Source organism: Streptomyces sp. NPDC059875, from assembly GCF_042731085.1.
In the GTDB taxonomy this organism is placed as follows: Bacteria; Actinomycetota; Actinomycetes; order Streptomycetales; family Streptomycetaceae; genus Streptomyces.
In genome coordinates, this window is the sequence record NZ_JBHWJZ010000029.1 from 75,046 (window position 1) to 94,266 (window position 19,221).

Here is a 19,221-nt window from a genome sequence, read left to right on the forward strand (position 1 = left end):
TGCACGTAAGCTTCTGGACGGCCCTGACTGACAGCTTCTGCATGGACCCTCGCGTTCGACACAGCGATACATCTGAAGCGGCAGGAGCCCCCTTGGCCTGCGCACCTGTGCCCGTCATCGAGGGGCCGCACACTTCATGCGCACAGAAGCTTCACCTGTGATTCACATAAAGGCACTGGAAAACCTTAGCAAACTTGATCCACGCTCAACAGTTCGACCCGTACCCCGGACGTGGCACCGCCGCAGGTCCGACCCGGTCCGTGGCCCTCGACTCCTCAGATCGCTTGCCAGGGCCCGAATTCCAGGCCCTGGACGTCCTGGCGCTGCCGCGCGACGAGCGGGGTCCCGTCGACTCTCTGAGTGGCGATCACCACACGGCCGAGGCCGTCGAGCGTCATGGCCGGCGGCACGAGGGACCGGTCACCGAGGGGTGACCACCACACCCCCAGGTCGGGCCGCCCGTCCGCATGGGCCCCGACCTCCGCGACCCCGCCACGTCCGCGCCGGGCCAGCACGGTGCAGCTCCAGCCCTGGATGCCGGCGCCCGCCACACCCGAGACGGGTCCGCTCCCCTCGACACCGCCCAGCCCGATCGGCGCGCCCGCGCCCGGCTGCCAGACACAGACCTCGCCGCTCGCCGCGTACCGGTAGCGCAGCGCCCCCGCCTCCGGCGCCGCGGTGAGGCTGCCCGGCACGGCGCTCACCGGGATCGCCCGGTTCTCCGTCCAGGTCCCGGACGTGAGGTCGTAGTGCCAGTGCGCCGCGTCGACACCGTCCCGGGCCCGGGCCACGAGTTCGACGCCCCCGTCCCAGCCGGGAAACGCGACCAGCTCGTCGGCGACCCGGCGGCCCCTGAGGTGCTGCCAGGACGACCATGCGCCGTCCGCGTCCTGACGCCTGGTGCTGATGCTCGCGCCGACGTTGCGTACGAACACATGGAGCGTGCCGTTGCCGTCGAACGCGGCCACCGGAAAGCCCAGCCGGCGCGCCTTCTGCCAGTCGCGCGCGTTGGGATTGCCGAGGCCGGCCCAGGGACCCAGCGCCCGGCCGGTCTGGTACTGGACGGCGGTGACGACCTCCAGCGCGCCTTCGTCCTCGTGCTCGCCCGGGGTGCGGCGCAGCCCGAAGAGCCGCACATAGCCGTCGGGCCCACGCAGCACGGTGAGCCCCGGCATGAGTTCGGGCGTCTCCAGGAGTTCGGGACCGGTCCACCGGGGACCGCCCACCGCCGCCTCGGTCCAGCGCAGCACTCCCGCCGCCGAGAGCAGGTGGAGGGACATCCGGCCGTCGGCGCCCGCGGTGAGCCAGTGGGCCGGGCGCGGGTAGCGGGAGGCGGCGTCGAGGGGCGCCCTCGGGTCGGTCGCGGCACGACGGCAGTCCACGAAGACCGGCGCTCCGGTACGGAGCTGGTACCAGCGGGCGGCACGCAGCGCGGCACGCGCCGCGAGGCCGCGCAGCGGCGGTTCGGTGACGGCGAACTTCCGCTCGTCCCCGTCGACGGCCACGCTCGCGGGATCGGGGTCCAGTGTGGCGACACGGGTGGGCGCCAGGTCGAGGAAGGCGTCACGGAGCATGTCGTCGTACCGGGCGCCGAGGATCCGGGGCTCACCGGCCACGCGATGCCCCTGCTGCCGCGCCGTGGACAGGACCCGACCCAGGGCCGCCAACTCCCCTGGCTCCCCCGGCTCCAGGCACATCACCGCGATCCGGGCGCCGGGAGGCTCGCTCGCGAGCAGCGGGAGCACGTCCGCGGGGGTGGCGACGACGAGGGCGAGGGTGCCCGGAGAGCCCGACGGGTGTTCCGTGTCGGCCCGAGCGTCGTCGGACCAAGGGTCGCCGACGGAACGTCCCGCCCTCGCGCGCCTGCCGGCTCCTCGCGCCATGCGCCAACCCCTCCCCTCGGATCACTTCGGACGATGGTTCGACTTCGGTTCACCTTCGGTTCAACCACGTTCGACCGAGTAGACGATAAGCGCTTCCTCATGCGACCAGAAAATCTACGCAAAGCGCAGAAATGCCACGGTTGAGGACGAGAACGGGCCCATGCACAGGGTGACATCACGGGCACTCTCGTACGTACGCGCGTTCGGATGCCTATACTGCACGCTCCGCAGGAGCTTGCGGATCCTGATGCCCCGGGGGGGTGCAGGGTGTTCGTCGCCCGCCGGGCCACCAGAACTCGAGGACTCAAGCAGGATGACCCAGGACATACGTACGCCGGAATCCGGGAACGGCTCCGGCCGCTCCTCCTCGCGCTCCCGCAAGGCGCCGAAGCGCAAGCGGCGGACCGGGCGGATCGTCCTGCTGACGCTCCTCGTGCTCGTCCTCGCCGCCGGCGGCACCGTGTACTGGATGTACTCCAGCATCGACGGCAACATCAAGGGTGTCGACGTCGAGAAGGCGCTCGGCGACGACCGGCCGCAGAAGCTGCCGACCACCGGGCAGAACCTGCTCGTGCTCGGTTCCGATTCGCGGGCCGGGGCCAACGCCGCGCTGGACGGCGGGAAGGTGAGCGGGGCCCGTTCGGACACCGCCCTCGTCGTCCACATACCCGAGGGGCGCACCCAGGCGGTCGCCATCAGCATCCCCCGCGACACCCTGGTGACCCGGCCCGAGTGCGTGAAGGAGGACGGCGGCACCGCGCCCTCCGCGCAGCGCGTGATGTTCAACTCCGTGTACGCGCAGCACGGACCGGCCTGTGTGATGAAGACCGTCGAGACCATGAGCGGCGTACGTCTCGACCACTACCTCGAGATCGACTTCGCGGGCTTCAAGGACCTGGTCGACGCGATAGGCGGCGTCACGGTCGACGTCGACGAGCCCATCAAGACCTCCGGTCTCGACCTGGACGCCGGTCCCCAGCGGCTCGACGGGACGCAATCCCTCGCCTTCGTACGCACACGGTACGGCGTCGGTGACGGCAGCGACCTCGGCCGGATCGGCAACCAGCAGAAGTTCCTGACCGCGCTCCTCACCGAGGTCAAGAAGCAGGACCTGCTGAGCAGCCCCACCAAGAGCTACAAGGTGGCCGACTCCGCCACCAAGGCGCTGACCACCGACTCCGAGCTGGCCTCCCTGAAGGCGCTCAGCGAGTTCGCGCAGTCCCTCAACGGGGTCGACCCCGGCAACATGGAAACGATCATGCTTCCGGTCGCGTACGACAAGCGGGACCCCAACCGCGTGGTCGCGGCCGAGCCGAACGCGTCGCAGCTGTGGAAGGCGATCCGGGAGGACTCCCGTATCCCCGAGTCGGCCAAGAAGTCCCCCGCGACCGGCGGCTGACATCCTGTCCGTATGGACCAGGAGCTGCCTCTGCTGATCGTCGACGGCGCCAACGTGGTGGGGTCGGTGCCGGACGGCTGGTGGCGGGACCGGCGGGCGGCCGCCGAGCGGCTGCGGGACCGGCTCGCGGCCGGGGGCGGGCCGGAGGGCGGCCCCTTCGAGATCGTGCTGGTCGTGGAGGGCCGGGCCCGCGGCGTGGAGTCCGTGCCCGGGGTACGGGTCGAGGAGGCGCCAGGCAGCGGTGACGACCTCATCGTGGACCTGGCCCGGAACGCGGCCGGTCGGCCGTGCCTGGTGGTCACGGCCGACCGTGAACTGCGGCGGCGGGTGGGCGAGCACGGGGCCCGGTGCGTGGGCCCGCGTGCGGTCCTGGACGGCTAGTACAGCGCGTCCCGGCCGGCCTTGCCGAGGCGGCTGTGGGAGCGGCCGTACAGGAAGTACACGACGATGCCGATAGCCATCCAGACCGCGAAGCGGAACCAGGTCTCGCCCGGCAGGTTGAGCATCAGCCAGAGCGACGCGGCGACGGAGAGGATCGGCAGCACCGGCACCCACGGCGTGCGGAACGCGCGGTGCAGGTCCGGCCGGGTGCGACGCAGGATGATCACACCGATGGCGACCATCACGAACGCGAAGAGCGTGCCGATGTTCACCAGGGTCGCGAGCTCGTTGATGCTGGTGAAGCCCGCGACGATGGCGATGATCACGCCGAGCAGGATCGTCGGGCGGTACGGCGTCCGGAAACGCGGGTGCGTCACGGAGAAGAAGCGCGGCAGCAGCCCGTCACGGCTCATCGCGAAGAACACCCGGGTCTGGCCGAGCAGCAGGATGAGGCAGACGGTGGTGAGGCCGACGGCCGCGCCGAAGCTGATCACGCCCGCGAACCAGGGGTGCCCGGTGGCCTTGAAGGCGTCCGCGAGCGGGGCGCTGACGGACAGTTCGGTGTAGTGCTGCATGCCGGTCACGACGAGTGCGACGGCGACGTAGAGCACCGTGCAGATGAGCAGCGAGCCCAGGATGCCCCGCGGCATGTCGCGCTGCGGGAGCTTGGTCTCCTCGGCGGCCGTGGCCACCACGTCGAAGCCGATGAAGGCGAAGAAGACGACGGAGGCGGCGGTGAAGATGCCCATGACGCCGAAGTTCGTCGGCTCGTAGTTGAAGATCGTCTCGACCAGCGGTGCGTCCCAGGCCGAGGCGCCGTCCGTCGGCGTCACCGCGTCCGGGATGAACGGGTCGTAGTTGTCGCCCACGATGAAGAACAGACCCGCGATGATCACGATCATGACCACCGTCACCTTGATGGCGACGACGAGCGCGGTGATGCGGGCGGAGAGCTTCATGCCGAGCACCAGGATCACGGTCAGCACCAGGACCAGCAGGAAGGCCAGGATGTCGAAGGTGCCGCCCGGGGCGTCGGGCCCTTCCAGGGCCGCCGGTAGATGCCAGTCCACGTTGTCCATCAGGGAGCGGACGTAGCCGGACCAGCCGACCGCGACCACCGCCGTGCCGAGCGCGAACTCGAGGACGAGGTCCCAGCCGATGATCCAGGCGGGCAGTTCGCCGATGGAGGCGTACGCGAAGGTGTACGCGGATCCGGCGACCGGGACCGTCGAGGCGAACTCGGCGTAGCAGAGGGCCGCGAGCGCGCAGACGATGCCGGCGGCGACGAACGCAAGCGCCGTGGCGGGTCCGGCGTTCTCCTTGGCCACCTTGCCCGTGAGCACGAAGATGCCGGTGCCGATGATGACGCCGACGCCGAAGACGGTCAGGTCCCAGGCGGACAGGGACTTCTTGAGCGCGTGCTCCGGTTCCTCCGTGTCACGGATCGACTGTTCGACCGTCTTGGTCCGGAACATCCCGGAGCGCGCCTGTGGCGGTTGCTGGTCCGTACTCACCGTCGTACCTCCGTACCGTCGGTCCCAGCACCCATGATCGAGACCCCGAAGGGATGTCGCCTGTCGAAGGAACGGGTTTCACACGAATGGGCCGGTCGGCCACCCCGTGGAGTGGTCCGACCGGCCCAATGGTGACGGTGTGTCGCCTGCGCCCGCGTCAGTCGCGGGCGGGCTCCACGGCCCGGCCGCTGTCCTCGGTCGGGGTCTCCTCCGCTCGGGGGAGGCCGTCGAGGCGCGAGACCAGGCCGGTGACCTGACGGGCGATGTCCGGCGCGGTCAGCCCGATCTCGGCCATGACCTCGGCACGGGAGGCGTGGTCGAGGAAGCGCGGCGGGATGCCGAAGTCGCGGAGCGGTACGTCCACATCGGCGTCGCGCAGGGCCTGGGCGACGGCCGAGCCGACACCGCCGACGCGGCTGTTGTCCTCGACCGTGACGACGACCCGGTGCTGCTCGGCGAGCGGGGCGAGCGCCTCGTCGACCGGCTTGACCCAGCGGGGGTCGACGACGGTGGTGGAGATGCCCTGCTTGTCGAGGAGATCGGCGATCTCCAGGCACATCGGCGCGAGCGCGCCGACGGAGACCAGGAGGACGTCGGGCCGGTTGCTGCCGGGCTCGCGCAGCACGTCCATGCCGCCGACGCGGCGCAGGGCCGGTACGGCGGGGCCGACGGCGCCCTTGGAGAAGCGGACGACGGTCGGCGCGTCGGTGACCTCGACGGCCTCGCGCAGCTGGGCGCGGACCTGCTCGGCGTCGCGCGGGGCGGCGAGCCGCAGGCTGGGGACGACCTGGAGGATCGACATGTCCCACATGCCGTTGTGGGAGGCGCCGTCGGTGCCGGTGACGCCGGCCCGGTCCAGGACGAAGGTGACACCGCACTTGTGCAGGGCCACGTCCATGAGGACCTGGTCGAAGGCGCGGTTGAGGAAGGTCGCGTAGACGGCGAAGACGGGGTGGAGTCCGCCGGTGGCGAGGCCGGCCGCGGAGACCGCGGCGTGCTGCTCGGCGATGCCGACGTCGTACACCCGCTCGGGGAATTCCTTGGCGAACTTGTCGAGGCCGACGGGCTGGAGCATGGCCGCGGTGATCGCGACGATGTCCTCGCGCTCCTTGCCGAGTTCGACCATCTCCTGCGCGAACACGCCGGTCCAGTCGGCGCCGGAGGAGGAGATCGGCAGGCCGGTGTCGGGGTGGATCTTGCCGACGGCGTGGAAGCGGTCGGCCTCGTCCTGGAGGGCGGGCTGGTAGCCGCGGCCCTTCTCGGTGAGGCAGTGGACGATCACCGGGCCGCCGAAGCGCTTGGCCCGCGTCAGGGCGGACTCCAGGGCCTCGATGTCGTGGCCGTCGATCGGACCGACGTACTTCAGACCCAGGTCCTCGAACATGCCCTGCGGGGCGATGAAGTCCTTCAGGCCCTTCTTGGCGCCGTGCAGGGTCTCGTAGAGCGGCTTCCCGACGACGGGGGTGCGCTCCAGGATGTCCTTGCCGCGGGCGAGGAAGCGCTCGTAGCCGTCGGTGGTACGGAGCGTGGCCAGGTGGTTGGCGAGGCCGCCGATCGTCGGGGCGTAGGAGCGCTCGTTGTCGTTGACGACGATGACCAGCGGGCGGTCCTTGGCGGCGGCGATGTTGTTCAGCGCCTCCCAGGCCATGCCGCCGGTGAGGGCTCCGTCGCCGATGACGGCGACGACGTGGTCGTCCTTCTTCAGGACCTCGTTGGCCTTGGCCAGGCCGTCGGCCCAGCCGAGGACGGTGGAGGCGTGCGAGTTCTCGATGACGTCGTGCTCGGACTCGGCCTGCGAGGGGTAGCCGGACAGGCCGCCCTTCATCTTGAGCTTCGAGAAGTCCTGGCGGCCGGTGAGCAGCTTGTGGACGTAGCTCTGGTGGCCGGTGTCGAAGAGGACCTTGTCCTTCGGGGAGTCGAAGACGCGGTGCAGGGCGATGGTCAGCTCGACCACGCCGAGGTTGGGGCCGAGGTGGCCACCGGTCTTGGAGACGGCGTCCACGAGAAACGTCCGGATCTCTTCGGCCAGCTGGTCCAGCTGTTCCGGGGAAAGCCGGTCCAGATCGCGCGGTCCCCTGATACGGGTCAGCAATGCCACCCGTGCCTCCTTGCCATTGAGCTGGTCGAGCTTGCCGATTGGTCGAGTCTAATGTTCCGCCCCCGACCGTGGTCATCGGGCGGCGGGGTGCGCGTCACACATGTGGCCGACACACCGCTGAGCGTACGGGCGCTGCACAGGGCCAGACGCAGCAGTGCCCGGCGCCGGTTCTCCGGCGCCGAGCACTGTGGAGTACGTAACAAAGGCTACGCGCGGCCCGCGGTCTTCTGCGTCCTGCGGGAGACCGAGTCGATCACGACGGCGGCGAGGAGCACCGCGCCGGTGATCATGTACTGGATCTCGTTGGCCATGCCGATCATGTTCAGGCCCTGCTGGATCGACTGGATCACGATCATTCCCAGGAGTGCCGACCAGACCTTGCCGCGGCCGCCGAAGAGGCTCGTGCCGCCGATCACGGCCGCCGCGATGACGAGCATCAGGGTGTTGCCACTGCCGAGGCTCTTGGTGGCGCCGCCCGAGAGGCTGGCCACGAAGAGTCCACCGAAGGCGGCGAGCATGCCCGAGACGCCGAAGACGACGATCCGGATCCGGTCGACGTTGATGCCGGCCCGGCGGGCGGCCTCGGCGTTGCCGCCGACCGCGAAGACCTTGCGGCCGAACAGGGTGCGGCGGGCGACGAAGTCGGCGATCACCAGGACGGCCAGGAAGAGGACCAGGGCGAGCGGCAGACCGCGCGCGCCCTCGGGCTCGTTCAGGACGTAGGCGACGACGAAGCAGAGGACGGCGACGACGGCGGTGCGCAGCACGATCTCACTGACCGGCCGGGACGGCAGGGCGGCGGCCTTGCGGCGCTTGGCGTCGAGCAGCAGGGAGCCCGCGTAAGCGAGGACCGCGACGAGGGCCAGGCCGTACGCGGCGGCCTTGTCCTCGAAGTAGTACGCCGTGAGGTTCTCCACGATCGAGCCGGAGGGGGCGTTGATCGAGCCCTCCTTGCCCATCAGCCAGATCTGGAGGCCGCTCCAGCCGAGGAAGCCGGCGAGGGTGACCACGAAGGCCGGGACGCCGATCTTGGCGAAGAAGAAGCCGTGCAGCAGGCCGATGAGGAGGCCGGAGGCAACGGCGATGACGACGGACAGCAGGTCGTTCATGCCGTTGGTGACGTTGAGCACCGCCCAGACGGCGGCGCCGACGCCCGCGACCGAACCCATCGACAGGTCGATCTCGCCCAGGATGAGGACGAAGACGATGCCGACGGCCATGATGCCGAGGCCGGAGGAGTAGACCGCGATGTTGGCGACGGAGCTCGCGGAGAGGAAGTTGCCGTTCTGGACCTGGAAGACGATCGCGATGACGATCAGGCCCAGGACGACGGGCAGGGAGCCGAGCTCGCCGCCGCGGATCTTGCGGGAGAACTCGGTCCAGTAGCCCTTGAGGCCCTCCTCGCGGACCAGCAGGCGCGGGTCGACGGCGGGGATCGGGGCGGCGGAGGCCTCGACGGGAGCGGCCTGGGCGGGCACGGCGGTCTCGGGCGTCGCGGTCTCGGGCGTCGCGGTCTCGGGCGTGGCGGTCCCCGTGCTCTCGGGCGTCTCGGGGGTCTTGGCGAGGTCGCTCACTTCGCGTCCTCCTTCGTGGCCGTGGCCGAGGCCGTACGGGCCTGCCGACGGGTCACGGCGTTGTCCGTGGCACCGGTGATGGCGGCGATGATCGTCTCGTGGCTGGTGTCCTTGACGTCGAAGACACCGTTGTTGCGGCCCAGGCGGAGGACCGCGACCTTGTCCGCGACGGCGCGGACGTCGGCCATGTTGTGGCTGATGAGGATGACGCCGTGACCGCGCTCGCGCAGCCGCTCCACCAGGTCGAGCACCTGTGCGGTCTGCTCGACGCCGAGGGCGGCGGTGGGCTCGTCCAGGATGACGATCTTGGGGTCGCCGATCAGGGCGCGGGCGATGGCCACGACCTGCCGCTGACCGCCGGAGAGCGCCGCGACCGGGATGCGGACCGACGGGATCCGGATGGACAGCGTGTCCAGGAGCTCCTTGGCGCGCTTCTCCATCGCGATCTCGTCGAGGACGGACGCGGAGCGCAGCTCGCTGCCGAGGAAGAGGTTGGCGACGACGTCGAGGTTGTCGCAGAGCGCCAGGTCCTGGTAGACGGTGGCGACTCCGAGGTTCTGGGCGTCGTGGGGCTTGGTGATCTGGACGGGGCTGCCGTCCCACTCGATCACGCCTTCGTCGATCGGGTGGACACCCGAGATCGTCTTGACGAGGGTCGACTTGCCGGCGCCGTTGTCGCCGACCAGGGCGACGACCTCACCGGCGTGGATCTCCAGTTCTACGTCGGTGAGCACCTGGACGGCGCCGAACCGCTTGGAGACTCCGCGCAACGCCAGCACGGGCGTAGCGGACACGTGAATCATCTCCTTCGCCGCCTGACCGGCGGGGATGGTGGTGCGAAGAGCACAGAGGGGGCTGTGACACGGGGGCTGTGAGAGGAGTCCGGCGCCCCGCCCCCGCTTGCGGGGCGTTGAACGGGGCGGGGTACGCCGGACCGGACCGGGGGCCGCTTCGGAGGAGGTCAGTGGGTCCGAAGGGCCGTACCGGCAGCGGGGTGTTACTTGATGCCCGCCGCCTCGCAGGCCGCCTTGTACTCGGCGGTGCAGATGTCGGCGGCCTTGTAGACGCCGTCCTTGATGATCGTGCCGGCGATGTCGTCCTTGGTGACGACCTGCGCGTCGTACAGCTTCGCCGGGATGTCCTTGAACTCACCGGTCAGGCTGGTGACCTTGGTGGGAACCAGGTCGTCGATCTTCTCGCCCTTGAGCAGACGGACGGCGATCTCGGCGGTGGTCTCGGCCTCCGGCTTGATCTGCTTGTAGATCGTGAAGGACTGGTCGCCCTTCAGGATCCGCTGCAGACCGGCGAGTTCGGCGTCCTGGCCGCCGACCGGGACCTTGATGCCCTGCTTGGAGAGGGCGGTGATGATGCCGCCGGCCATGCCGTCGTTGGCGGAGTAGACGCCCTGGAAGCCGTCCTTGCCCAGGGAGTCGATGGCGGCACCCATCTTCTTGTTGGCCTCGTCCGGGGACCAGTCCGGGATGTCCTGCTCGTAGACGACCTTCTTGACGCCGGTGTCGAGGACGCTGTGGGCGCCCTTCTTGAACAGCGGGGCGTTCGGGTCGGTCGGCGAGCCGTTGATCATGACAACGTTGGCGTCCTTGGCCTTGTCGCCGAGCGCCTTCACCAGGCCCTCGCCCTGCAGGCGGCCGATCTTCTCGTTGTCGTAGCTCACGTAGGCGGAGATCGGGCCCTCGGCCAGGCGGTCGTACGCGACGACCTTGACGCCCTTCTTCTCGGCCTGCTGGACCCAGGACTTGGTGGCCTTGTAGTCGACCGAGTCCAGGATGATGACCTTCACGCCCTGCGTGACCAGCGCGTCGAACTGCTTCTTCTGCGTCTCGGTGTCCTGCGCGGCGTTGTTGTACTTGACCTCGCAGTCCGAGCAGAGAGCCTTGATCTTCGCCTCGATGATCGGGCGGTCGAAGGTCTCGTAACGCGTGGTCTTGTTCTCCGGCAGCAGCAGACCGATGGTCTTGCCGTCGCCGCCGCTCCCGTTACCCGAGTCGCTGTCGCCCGCCTTGCCACAGGCGGCTACGGAGAGGGCCATGGAAACCGCGGCCGTGCCTATGACGATGCGACGCGTCACTGCGTTCATGTGGGGTTGCCTCCCTGACGAGGCCGCGACTTTGCGGCCGAGGTGGCTGGAAGTCAACTCGGCCGCAACCCCGACGTCAAGGAGTAAATCCTTAACGAGATGACAACGGTGCCATCCGTTATCTAAGTGAAGGCAGGAGTCGGGGAGGAAGCGGCCGCGGGCGCGGTACCCGGAAGGGCACCCTCAAGCAGGGTCGAATCGCCCATTTCGCTCAGCGCGAGGGCCAGCGCGCCCAGCACTTCGGCCCGGCCGCCCAGCGCCCCCGGCGCCAGCGAGAGTTGACGGGCGGCGCTGGGGATGGCGTAGCGCGAGACGGAGTCGCGGATCGGGGCGAGCACCAGCTCACCGGCCTCGGCGAGGTCGCCGCCGAGCACCACCCGGCTGGGGTTGAGCAGGTTGCAGAGGTTGGCGACACCGCTGCCGATGTGGCGGCCGACGTCGGCGATCACGCGCCGGCAGCCGGGGTCGCCCTCCCGCGCCAGCTGGACGACGCGCTCCATGGTCAGATCGGCGCCGTGGCCGGGCTGGAGCAGCGGCAGGACGTAGCGGGCGGCGGTGAAGGTCTCCAGGCAGCCGCGGTTGCCGCAGCGACAGACGGGGCCGGACTCGTCGATCGTGATGTGCCCGATCTCCCCCGCGGTGCCTCCGGGGCCGCGGTAGACCCGCCCGTCGATGACGAGGCCGGCGCCCACGCCGCTGGCGACCTTGATGTAGGCCAGGTCCTTGACCCCGCGGCCGCTGCCCCAGACGAGCTCGCCGAGCGCGCCGAGATTGGCGTCGTTGTCGACGTACACGGGCACGCCGAGTCGGCCGGAGAGTTCGTCGGCCGGGTTGATCCCGCTCCAGCCCGGCAGGATCGAGGTGGAGCCGAGGGTGCCGGAGGAGACGTCGATCGGTCCCGGTACGCCGAGACCGACGCCGACGACCTTGTCCCGGCCGATGCCGGTGGCCTGGATCAGCCGCGTGACCAGCCGTTCCGCCCGGTCGAAGCCCTCGGCGGAGGAGGCGTCGACGTCGAGCGGCTCGGACTCCTCGGCGAGGACCTGGTGGGCGAGGTTGCCGACGGCGACCCGCAGGTGGGTGTGGCCGAAGTCGACGCCGATGACGATGCCCGCGTCACCGGAGAGCGAGACGCTGCGGGCCCGGCGCCCGCCCGCGGAGGTGGGGGTGACCTCGACGGTCCCGCCGTCCTTCAGCTCCCGCACGATGTTGGAGACCGTGGCGGCGGACAGCCCGGTCGCCCGGGCGATCTCCGCCTGGGTGAGCGAGCCGGCCATGCGTACCGCACGGACGACCCGTTCGAGATTGGCCCTGTGCAGAGATGTCTGCGACCCCGGAGTCTCCATCGACTCATCCACTCCCGCCTGCGATGGGCGGTGCGTGCACCGTCCCCGGCTGGGGCCGCGCCTGTGAGACCCCAGCTTCTTCTCCAACTTGTGAACTCTAAGCTGAGCCTTTCGGGTTGTCCCCCGTCAAGACCTGAGCGCGGCCGGGCTCGAATGAGCCTGGGGGCGGAACCGCCGCCGCCGTCCCCAAAGGAGGGCAAAGAACGGCGTGCCCGCCCCTCCCCCGCCGCCGGCGCACACCAGCCTAATCCGCGCGCGAAAGCGCAGGTCAGAGCCGGTCCGGGTCGTCGGCACGGGACGTACGGCCCGGGCCTCGGCGGGACTTTCGGCCCGGGCGGGAGCGGGCCGGATCCGTGTTAGCTTCGAGACGTCGCCGTGACACCGGCTTGTCCGTCTTCGACCCGGTGCGGCGATCGTTTCTGTCGGCGCGATGCGAGGAGGTGTTCGGGATGAGTCCCGAAGGAAGTCCTCGCCGCCACGTTCCGGTCGGCTGACCCTTCCGTCTGCCGTCGACCGCTTCGCTGTTTCGGCGTTCCCCTTTTCACCGCACCCGGTAGGGCACCTCTGCGTGCCCGCATCCCTGCACGGCGCCTCTGTGCCCGCACCTCAGTAGGGCACCTCCGCGCCCGCACCGGCCTGCGGTTCTTTCACGCACATCCCTGACCACTCCGTGTGACGGCCCGGCTCCGCCGTGTCCACCGGAGGGAGGATTCGCCATGACCATGCTCACCCCGCGCACCCCCGAGAAGCTCGCTCCGCCGGGCCGGGGCACCCGCACCCGCACCCGCACCCGTCGCGAGCGCAAGGCGGCCGAGCTCGAGGCCCGCACCCGGCTCGCCGCAGACCGGCTCATCGAGGTCGGCGCCCGTCCCGGCGCCCAGGTCCTGGGGGACCTCGACGCCACCCGCGACGGCCTCACCCGCGTCGAGGCCGCCGCCCGACTGGAGCGCCACGGCGCCAACGTGGTGGCCCAGGAGCGCGCCCCGCGCTGGTACGCACAACTCGCGAAGGCGTACGCCAACCGTTCCTAGAGACTGAGCGGCAATGAGTCCTGTCGCCAGGACTCATGCCCAGCCGCGTGCCCCGAACGGTGTTGGGCACGCTGGTCGCCCGCTTTCGCTCCGCGTCCGGGCGGCACGCATCGTGTGCGCGGTCCGGGAACGCGGGGGCGGGGTTCCTCACGCCCGAGGGTGCCTGATGCGGCCTGGGCGGTCCGATGCCCACGACGATCACTCCGGTCGTCGTGGGGCGGTGCCGTCCGTCGCCGGATCGGGTGCCCTTGGGCGCGCCTGCCGATCGCCACGGCAGCCGTTTCGTGGCGAGTGGTCCTACGTGTCTTGCTGGTAAGGGGCTTCAGCCAGTGCTGCGCACCCCAGCGGCTGGTGTAGGCCGGGTCGACGGCGACGATGCTGATGCCGGTCTGGTCTGCCATGGAGGTGAGGCGGCCCCGGAGCTTGCCGGTGGGCATGCCGGAGATCAGCTGCCGGAAGCGTCGCTTACGGCCGTGCTTCTCGCGGGTCTTTTCCGCCGTGAAGTCCAGGTCCTCCACCGCGATGGCGGCTACTCCGCAGGTCTTCGCCCAATTCAGCAGCTGGGTGAGGGCGTGGCGGATCTGCGCGTCGCGATGGACGGCGCTGCCGGAAAGGTCGTACGAGAAACGGCGCGGGTTGCCAATGGGGTTGCCGTGGGTGTCGAGGCGCCAGGCGGCGAGGTGGTCGGCATTGGTGTCGACCCCGATCACCCCGTGCGCGAGGGCCGCCTCCAGCGGGACCACGGGTGCGGGTGGGATCTGCCAGGAGGCGGTCAGATACCAGCGCCCACGCCGGGTGTCGTAATGGATACGTTGGGCAACAGCCCGGTTGGCCTCGATACGGTCAGCCCACTCACAGCCCCGGTGCGCGAACCGCACCCGCGCGGCCAGGACATATCGGCCGTGCGGGGCGTTCGCCACCCCCGCCAGGGGCGTCGGCAGCTTAATCGACACCTCGCCGTCGGGGCTGACCCGGATGGTCTCGTTGCCGTACCGCTTCCCGGACTCCCCGTCGGCCGATAGGAACCAGCGCTCCCCCTCCCACCGCTCCCGCCACTGCGTCTCCGTGAGCTGAGCGTCTGTAAGGTGGCGGCGGGTGTTCAGCAGCCGCCGTCCGCCCCTGACAACCCGCACTCGACCCGTCCGCCAGTCGGTCATGGCGGCCGTGTGTCTGGCCTTCATGGAGGCCAGACGGCGGGACTTCGCATGCCACTCCCGCCGCGAACGGTAACCACCCGGCGCCCGCTTACTGCCCTTCGCGCCGATCGGCAGGGACAGCCGGTGCCGGAGCGTTTTGATCCCTGCCTCAAGCCCCTGGATGTGCATGGCCTGGCAGCGCCGGGCCAGCGCCCACTGGTCGTGCGAAGCCTTCGTCACCGACCCGGCCCACCGCGACGATGAGTGGGGCGTCAGCGCACGCTTGCGTAGCGCCCAAGACTCAGCAGAGTGCTCCAGGCCATCTGCGCAGCGCGCCACGAGATCCTTCGAAGCCAGGGAACCCATGTGCGCACCCGATAGCCGCAGAACCTTCTCGTCCTCGGCGGTGATGCCCTTGAGCCGATCACGCACCATGACACCCGACGGCCCTGGAACGACGAACGGCGCAGCAGGCACCCGCAGACCCGAAACCGACCGCACCCCACCCCCCGCTCAAAGGCCGGTAGCCCCTTCGTACCGGACTGGTCAACGAACCACGCCCGGAAGGGTCACCCGTTTCTTCCCCGCGACCTGGTGAGGCCGACGGCCGGCGACCTGATCCTGACCTACCTGCGGCTCGTCACCGCCAAGGACCTGATCGTCTGCCCGGCCGCGCTGTCGGGGGCGTCCCTCCCCGACGGAGAGCGGCACAGCGGGAACGGCCGACCCGGTCGAGGACGGCAAGCTCTGTCTGATGGGAGACCGGTGACATCCGGGACGGCCACGGGAGTCGTCGTCGCCACCGGCGAGGACGAGGACCAGCCGGCGGAGCCGCCCCGCAGGGCGTGGACCCGGAGGTAGCGGAACGCGGCCCGGTACGCGGCGAGGGCGGCCCCTGGCACAGGGGCCGCCCTCGCGCGTGTCCACAAAGCCGCTACTTCACCGCACCGGCCGTCAGTCCGGCGACCACCTGGCGCTGGAAGACGATGTACGCGGCGAGGACCGGGAGCATCGCCATGACCAGGCCCGCGAACAGGCCGGACCAGTCGCCCTTGTAGCCCTGGCTGACGGCGAGCTGGACCAGGCCCTGGGAGAGCACCTTCTTGTCCTGCTCGGTGTTGAGCACGGTGGGCAGGAGGTACTGGTTCCACTGGCCCAGGAAGTTGAAGATGCCCACGCTGATCAGGCCGGGCTTGGCCATCGGCAGCATCACCTGGAAGAAGGTCCGGGTGTGCGAGGCGCCGTCCATGAAGGCCGCTTCCGCCACCGAGGTCGGCAGGGTGCGGAAGAAGGCGGTGAGGAAGAAGACCGTGAACGGCAGCGAGTACGCGATGTAGACCAGGATCAGGCCGTGCAGCGTGTTGAGCAGGGCCATGTTCTGCAGCACGTAGAACAGCGGCACGAGCGCCAGGATGATCGGGAAGCTCATCCCGCCGATGAAGAGGAAGTAGATGAAGCGGTTGCCCGGGAACTCGAAGCGGGCGAGCACATAGGCCGCCATCGAGCCGAAGAGCAGCGTGCCGATCAGCGAACCACCCACCACCAGGATGGTGTTCAGGAAGTAGTCGCTCATGTGCGCCTCGGTCCAGGCGCGCGACCAGTTCTCGAAGTGCAGCTTGTCGGGCAGCGCCCAGGGCGAGGTGAAGATCGCCCGGTCGGTCTTGAACGAGGTCATGACCGCCCACAGCAGCGGCATCACCACCATGATCGCCCAGATGATCAGGATGCCGTGGGAGAAGACGTTGAGGGTCGCGCCCTCGCCCTTGCGGTCCTTACGGGGCGCGGGGGACTCGGTCTTCCGCACCTCCGTGCGGCCGGGCTCGGGCGGCTCGGGCAGCGCCGCGCCGGCGGGAGGGCTGTCAATGGCTTTCACCGGAGGTCACCTCGTGCTGTCGTGCCGGCCACCGCGACCAGGCTGCTTTTCTGCATCAGTACTCCAGCCGCTCGCGCCGGCCGAACCGCATCACGACCGCCGCGAAGAGCAGCGTGACGACGAGCAGCGCGACACCGATCGTCGTCGCGTAGGCGGCCTGACCGTCGCGGAAGGCCTTCTGGTACACGTACAGCGGCATCACGATGGTGGAGTAGTCCGGCCCGCCACCGTTGGGACCCACCGTCATGATCTGGACGACGGCGAAGGACTCGGCGCCCAGCGCCAGGATGCCCATGTAGATCCAGCCCGACTGCACCGTGTCCCAGAGCAGCGGCAGCGTGATCTTGAAGAAGGTGGTGAAGCGGTTCGCGCCGTCGAGCAGCGCCGCCTCGTAGAAGTCCTTGGGGATCGAGGCCATGCCCGCCGAGAAGAGGACCACGAAGAAGCCGACCGTGGACCAGACGAGGACGACCATCACACAGATGAGGGCCAGGTTCGGGTCGCCCAGCCAGTCGGGCTGGACGCTGCCCAGACCGACTCCCTTGAGTACGGAGTTGATGGCACCGCTGTTCGGGTTGTACGCGAACTGGAAGAGGAGCGCCACGATCGCGATCGACAGCACCTGCGGGAAGAAGTACACGATCTTGTAGAAGGAGGAGCCCCGCACACCGGCGACCGCCGCTCCCCGGCGGCGCCGACCACCGACATTGAGCATGAACGCGAAGAACAGCGCCAGGCCGACGGTCACCAGCGGCAGCACGACCGCGAAGGTGAGGCTGTGCTGGAGCGATTTCCAGAACACGTCGTCGTCGAGCATGCGGCTGTAGTTGTCGAACCCGACCATCCGGAACTCGGGGCTGAGTCCGCTCCAGTCCGTGAACGAGTAGTAGATGGACTGGATGAAGGGCCAGATGACGAACAACGCGTACATGGCCAGGGGGACCGCCAGGAACCCCACGATGAAACGGTACTTGCCGTGTTGCATTCCTACCGACCCCGATCTTCCCGCGGAGGTGCCGCTGGTGCCGTGCGTGGCGTGAGTGCCGTACGCAAGGAGCCGGGGCCCGCTCCCGGTCGGCGGGAAGGGGCCCCGGCACAGCTCACTGGTGCTTGTAGTGCTTGATGGAGGTGTCCTTGGCCGCCTCGTCGGCGAACTTCTGGATCTTCTTGATCGTCTCGGCCGGGGTCGCCCGGCCGGCCATCATCTCGCCGATGCCGGCGACACCGATCTTCTCCTTCTGCAGCGCCACGTACCAGTCCTGCAGACGCGGGTTGACGACGTTCTGGCCGGCCTTGTCGAGGGCGGCGACACCGGACTTCAGACCCGGGGTCAGCTCGATCCCGTCGGTGCCGCCGTTGAACGCGGTCAGCGACTTCACGGACTTGGTGAAGTTCTTCGAGGAGGCCTCGCTGAGCATGATGCGCAGCTGCTCCATGCCGCCCTCGGCGTTCTTCGCCTTGGCCGGGACGACGAAGGGCTCGCCGCCGGAGGCCCAGATGGTGCCGAACGGCATCTTGTCGGAGGAGTCGATGCCGGTCGGGGCCGAGACGGCGAGGTTGAAGTCCGCGGGCATGGTCTTCGCGGCCTCGTTCTCCACCCACGAACCGTTCGGGATGAAGAGCGCCTTGCCCTCGGTCCAGGCGGTCTGCGACTGGATGTGGTCGAGACCCGGGGTGCCCTGGAGGATGTAGCCCTTGCGCTGGAGCTCGTAGTACGCCTCGAAACAGGTCTTGACGGCGGGGTGCTCCCAGGCCTTCGGCTCCAGGTTGTCGATCGCGTCCAGGACCTCGCGGCCACCGACCTTGCCGATCATCGGGTACAGCGAGAAGGGGACGTAGTACGGGTGCTTGCCGGCGTACGTCCAGCCCGCGATGCCCTTCTTCTTGGCCTTCTCGCAGACGGCCAGCATCTCGTCCCAGGTCTCGGGGTACTTCGCGTCGAGCGAGTCCAGCAGCTTCTGGGAGTACCAGACGCCGTAGACGGTGTACGCGTAGTAGAGGATCCAGACCGGGGCGCCGTCGAACTGGCCCATCTCCACGATGCCCGGGCGAAGGGTGTCGCGGACCTTCTTGCTCGGGTCGTCGATCGAGGCGGCGTCGAGCAGCGCGGTGAGGTCGGTCAGCTGCTTCTGGCCGACCAGGACACCCATGTCCATCTGCTCGGCGCCCGAGTTGTCGATGAGGTCCGGCGGGTTGCCGCCGTTGAACCGCGGCTGCAGCTCGGTGGTGATCTTCTGGGTGGCGGTGAACTTGACCTTGGCCTTGGGGTAGGTGGTCTCGTAGACCTTCACCGCGTCCTTGGCGTACTGCTGGCCGAAGCCGCCGTCGAAGAGGACGAAGTCGAGCGGGGCCGACTCGTTCACGCCGAGCGGGTTCTTCTCGGACTTGGTGCCCTTCTCGACCTTGTCGCCGCCGGAGCTGTCGCCGCTGCTGGCACAGGCGGACAGGAAGCTCATCGTCGGCACCGAGATCAGACCGAGAGCGGCGGAGCGCTTGATCAGATCGCGGCGGCCGAGGCCTTCGTGGTTGTGCGCGGAGGTGGATCCCATGCTCAAGTCCTCGCCTTCATTCAGGACTCAGGCGGTGTACCGGTCGCCCGTTATCTGCTCGCCACAGGCGAAGGGCCCCGCCACCGCATTCGAATGCAGCTTGGGTCGTACAGGCGTCGTGCCGCCAGGTCAGTGGTACGACGGGTCGGACGCCGACAGGTATAGTCCACTTCCCTTCCACTGAGCAAGATCGAAACCAGGTTTGCGCGGCAGTCTTTCCCGAGTTGAGACCTCGGGGATAGCCCCGCTGTATCTGTACCGTTTCATCCCTCGACTTGTCGTCAACACCCTTGACACCGTCAGGAACTTGGCCCCCTACTGGATTCGCGTCATTGACAT

General features: G+C 69.2%; 14 protein-coding genes and 1 pseudogene. 4 read left to right on the forward strand and 11 right to left on the reverse strand.

The features are described from left to right. Positions 1 to 275: 275 nt before the first annotated feature. Positions 276 to 1,883, reverse strand: coding sequence for a hypothetical protein (locus ACFV9D_RS29720; protein ID WP_385152859.1), 1,608 nt, complete (start codon positions 1,881 to 1,883; stop codon positions 276 to 278). A gap of 313 nt (positions 1,884 to 2,196) precedes the next feature. On the opposite strand from ACFV9D_RS29720, the gene ACFV9D_RS29725 reads away from it, so the two are divergent. Both ACFV9D_RS29725 and ACFV9D_RS29730 read left to right on the forward strand, forming a co-directional pair. Further along, positions 2,197 to 3,282, forward strand: coding sequence for an LCP family protein (locus tag ACFV9D_RS29725; RefSeq protein ID WP_385152862.1), 1,086 nt, complete (start codon positions 2,197 to 2,199; stop codon positions 3,280 to 3,282). Positions 3,283 to 3,294: 12 nt separating this feature from the next. Then, the gene (locus tag ACFV9D_RS29730; protein ID WP_385152865.1) at positions 3,295 to 3,663 is read left to right on the forward strand and encodes an NTP pyrophosphohydrolase; all 369 of its coding nucleotides are present in this window, start codon (positions 3,295 to 3,297) and stop codon (positions 3,661 to 3,663) included. On the opposite strand, the gene ACFV9D_RS29735 is transcribed toward ACFV9D_RS29730, so the two are convergent. The 6 genes from ACFV9D_RS29735 to ACFV9D_RS29760 form a co-directional block, all read right to left on the reverse strand. Further along, positions 3,660 to 5,138, reverse strand: coding sequence for an amino acid permease (locus tag ACFV9D_RS29735; RefSeq protein WP_385152912.1), 1,479 nt, complete (start codon positions 5,136 to 5,138; stop codon positions 3,660 to 3,662). The genes ACFV9D_RS29730 and ACFV9D_RS29735 overlap by 4 nt on opposite strands. Positions 5,139 to 5,334: 196 nt before the next feature. After that, positions 5,335 to 7,275 (reverse strand): 1-deoxy-D-xylulose-5-phosphate synthase, encoded by a 1,941-nt coding sequence (dxs, locus tag ACFV9D_RS29740; protein ID WP_385152868.1) that lies wholly within the window; start codon positions 7,273 to 7,275, stop codon positions 5,335 to 5,337. 206 nt (positions 7,276 to 7,481) lie between these two features. Further along, a complete protein-coding gene (locus tag ACFV9D_RS29745; RefSeq protein WP_385152870.1) occupies positions 7,482 to 8,849 on the reverse strand; it encodes a sugar ABC transporter permease in 1,368 nt (455 codons plus the stop codon). After that, positions 8,846 to 9,652, reverse strand: coding sequence for an ATP-binding cassette domain-containing protein (locus ACFV9D_RS29750; RefSeq protein ID WP_362359365.1), 807 nt, complete (start codon positions 9,650 to 9,652; stop codon positions 8,846 to 8,848). Before ACFV9D_RS29750 ends, ACFV9D_RS29745 begins: the two co-directional genes overlap by 4 nt. Before the next feature lie 194 nt (positions 9,653 to 9,846). After that, a complete protein-coding gene (locus ACFV9D_RS29755) occupies positions 9,847 to 10,947 on the reverse strand; it encodes a sugar ABC transporter substrate-binding protein (RefSeq protein ID WP_385152873.1) in 1,101 nt (366 codons plus the stop codon). A 122-nt stretch (positions 10,948 to 11,069) separates the two neighbouring features. Next, positions 11,070 to 12,293: an ROK family protein gene (locus ACFV9D_RS29760; RefSeq protein WP_385152876.1), complete on the reverse strand. Its 1,224-nt coding sequence runs from the start codon at positions 12,291 to 12,293 to the stop codon at positions 11,070 to 11,072. A 716-nt stretch (positions 12,294 to 13,009) separates the two neighbouring features. Between ACFV9D_RS29760 and ACFV9D_RS29765 the strand changes: the two genes are divergently transcribed. Continuing rightward, positions 13,010 to 13,324: a cation-transporting P-type ATPase gene (locus ACFV9D_RS29765; protein ID WP_385152879.1), complete on the forward strand. Its 315-nt coding sequence runs from the start codon at positions 13,010 to 13,012 to the stop codon at positions 13,322 to 13,324. Here ACFV9D_RS29765 and ACFV9D_RS29770 read toward each other — a convergent pair. After that, positions 13,321 to 14,895, reverse strand: a pseudogene (locus tag ACFV9D_RS29770) (IS200/IS605 family accessory protein TnpB-related protein). The gene ACFV9D_RS29765 and the pseudogene ACFV9D_RS29770 sit on opposite strands and share 4 nt — an antisense overlap. Positions 14,896 to 15,054: 159 nt before the next feature. Between ACFV9D_RS29770 and ACFV9D_RS29775 the strand changes: the two are divergent. Next, positions 15,055 to 15,321, forward strand: a complete 267-nt coding sequence (locus tag ACFV9D_RS29775) for a hypothetical protein (RefSeq protein WP_385152882.1) — start codon at positions 15,055 to 15,057, stop codon at positions 15,319 to 15,321. Positions 15,322 to 15,394: 73 nt separating this feature from the next. Here the strand turns inward: ACFV9D_RS29775 and ACFV9D_RS29780 are convergent, their stop codons facing one another. The 3 genes from ACFV9D_RS29780 to ngcE all read right to left on the reverse strand — a co-directional run bounded on the left by ACFV9D_RS29780 (position 15,395) and on the right by ngcE (position 18,882). Continuing rightward, the gene (locus ACFV9D_RS29780) at positions 15,395 to 16,264 is read right to left on the reverse strand and encodes a carbohydrate ABC transporter permease (RefSeq protein WP_385152915.1); all 870 of its coding nucleotides are present in this window, start codon (positions 16,262 to 16,264) and stop codon (positions 15,395 to 15,397) included. 124 nt (positions 16,265 to 16,388) lie between these two features. Further along, a complete protein-coding gene (locus ACFV9D_RS29785; RefSeq protein WP_385152885.1) occupies positions 16,389 to 17,318 on the reverse strand; it encodes a carbohydrate ABC transporter permease in 930 nt (309 codons plus the stop codon). A gap of 115 nt (positions 17,319 to 17,433) precedes the next feature. After that, positions 17,434 to 18,882: an N-acetylglucosamine/diacetylchitobiose ABC transporter substrate-binding protein gene (gene ngcE, locus ACFV9D_RS29790; protein ID WP_385152888.1), complete on the reverse strand. Its 1,449-nt coding sequence runs from the start codon at positions 18,880 to 18,882 to the stop codon at positions 17,434 to 17,436. Positions 18,883 to 19,221 lie beyond the last annotated feature (339 nt).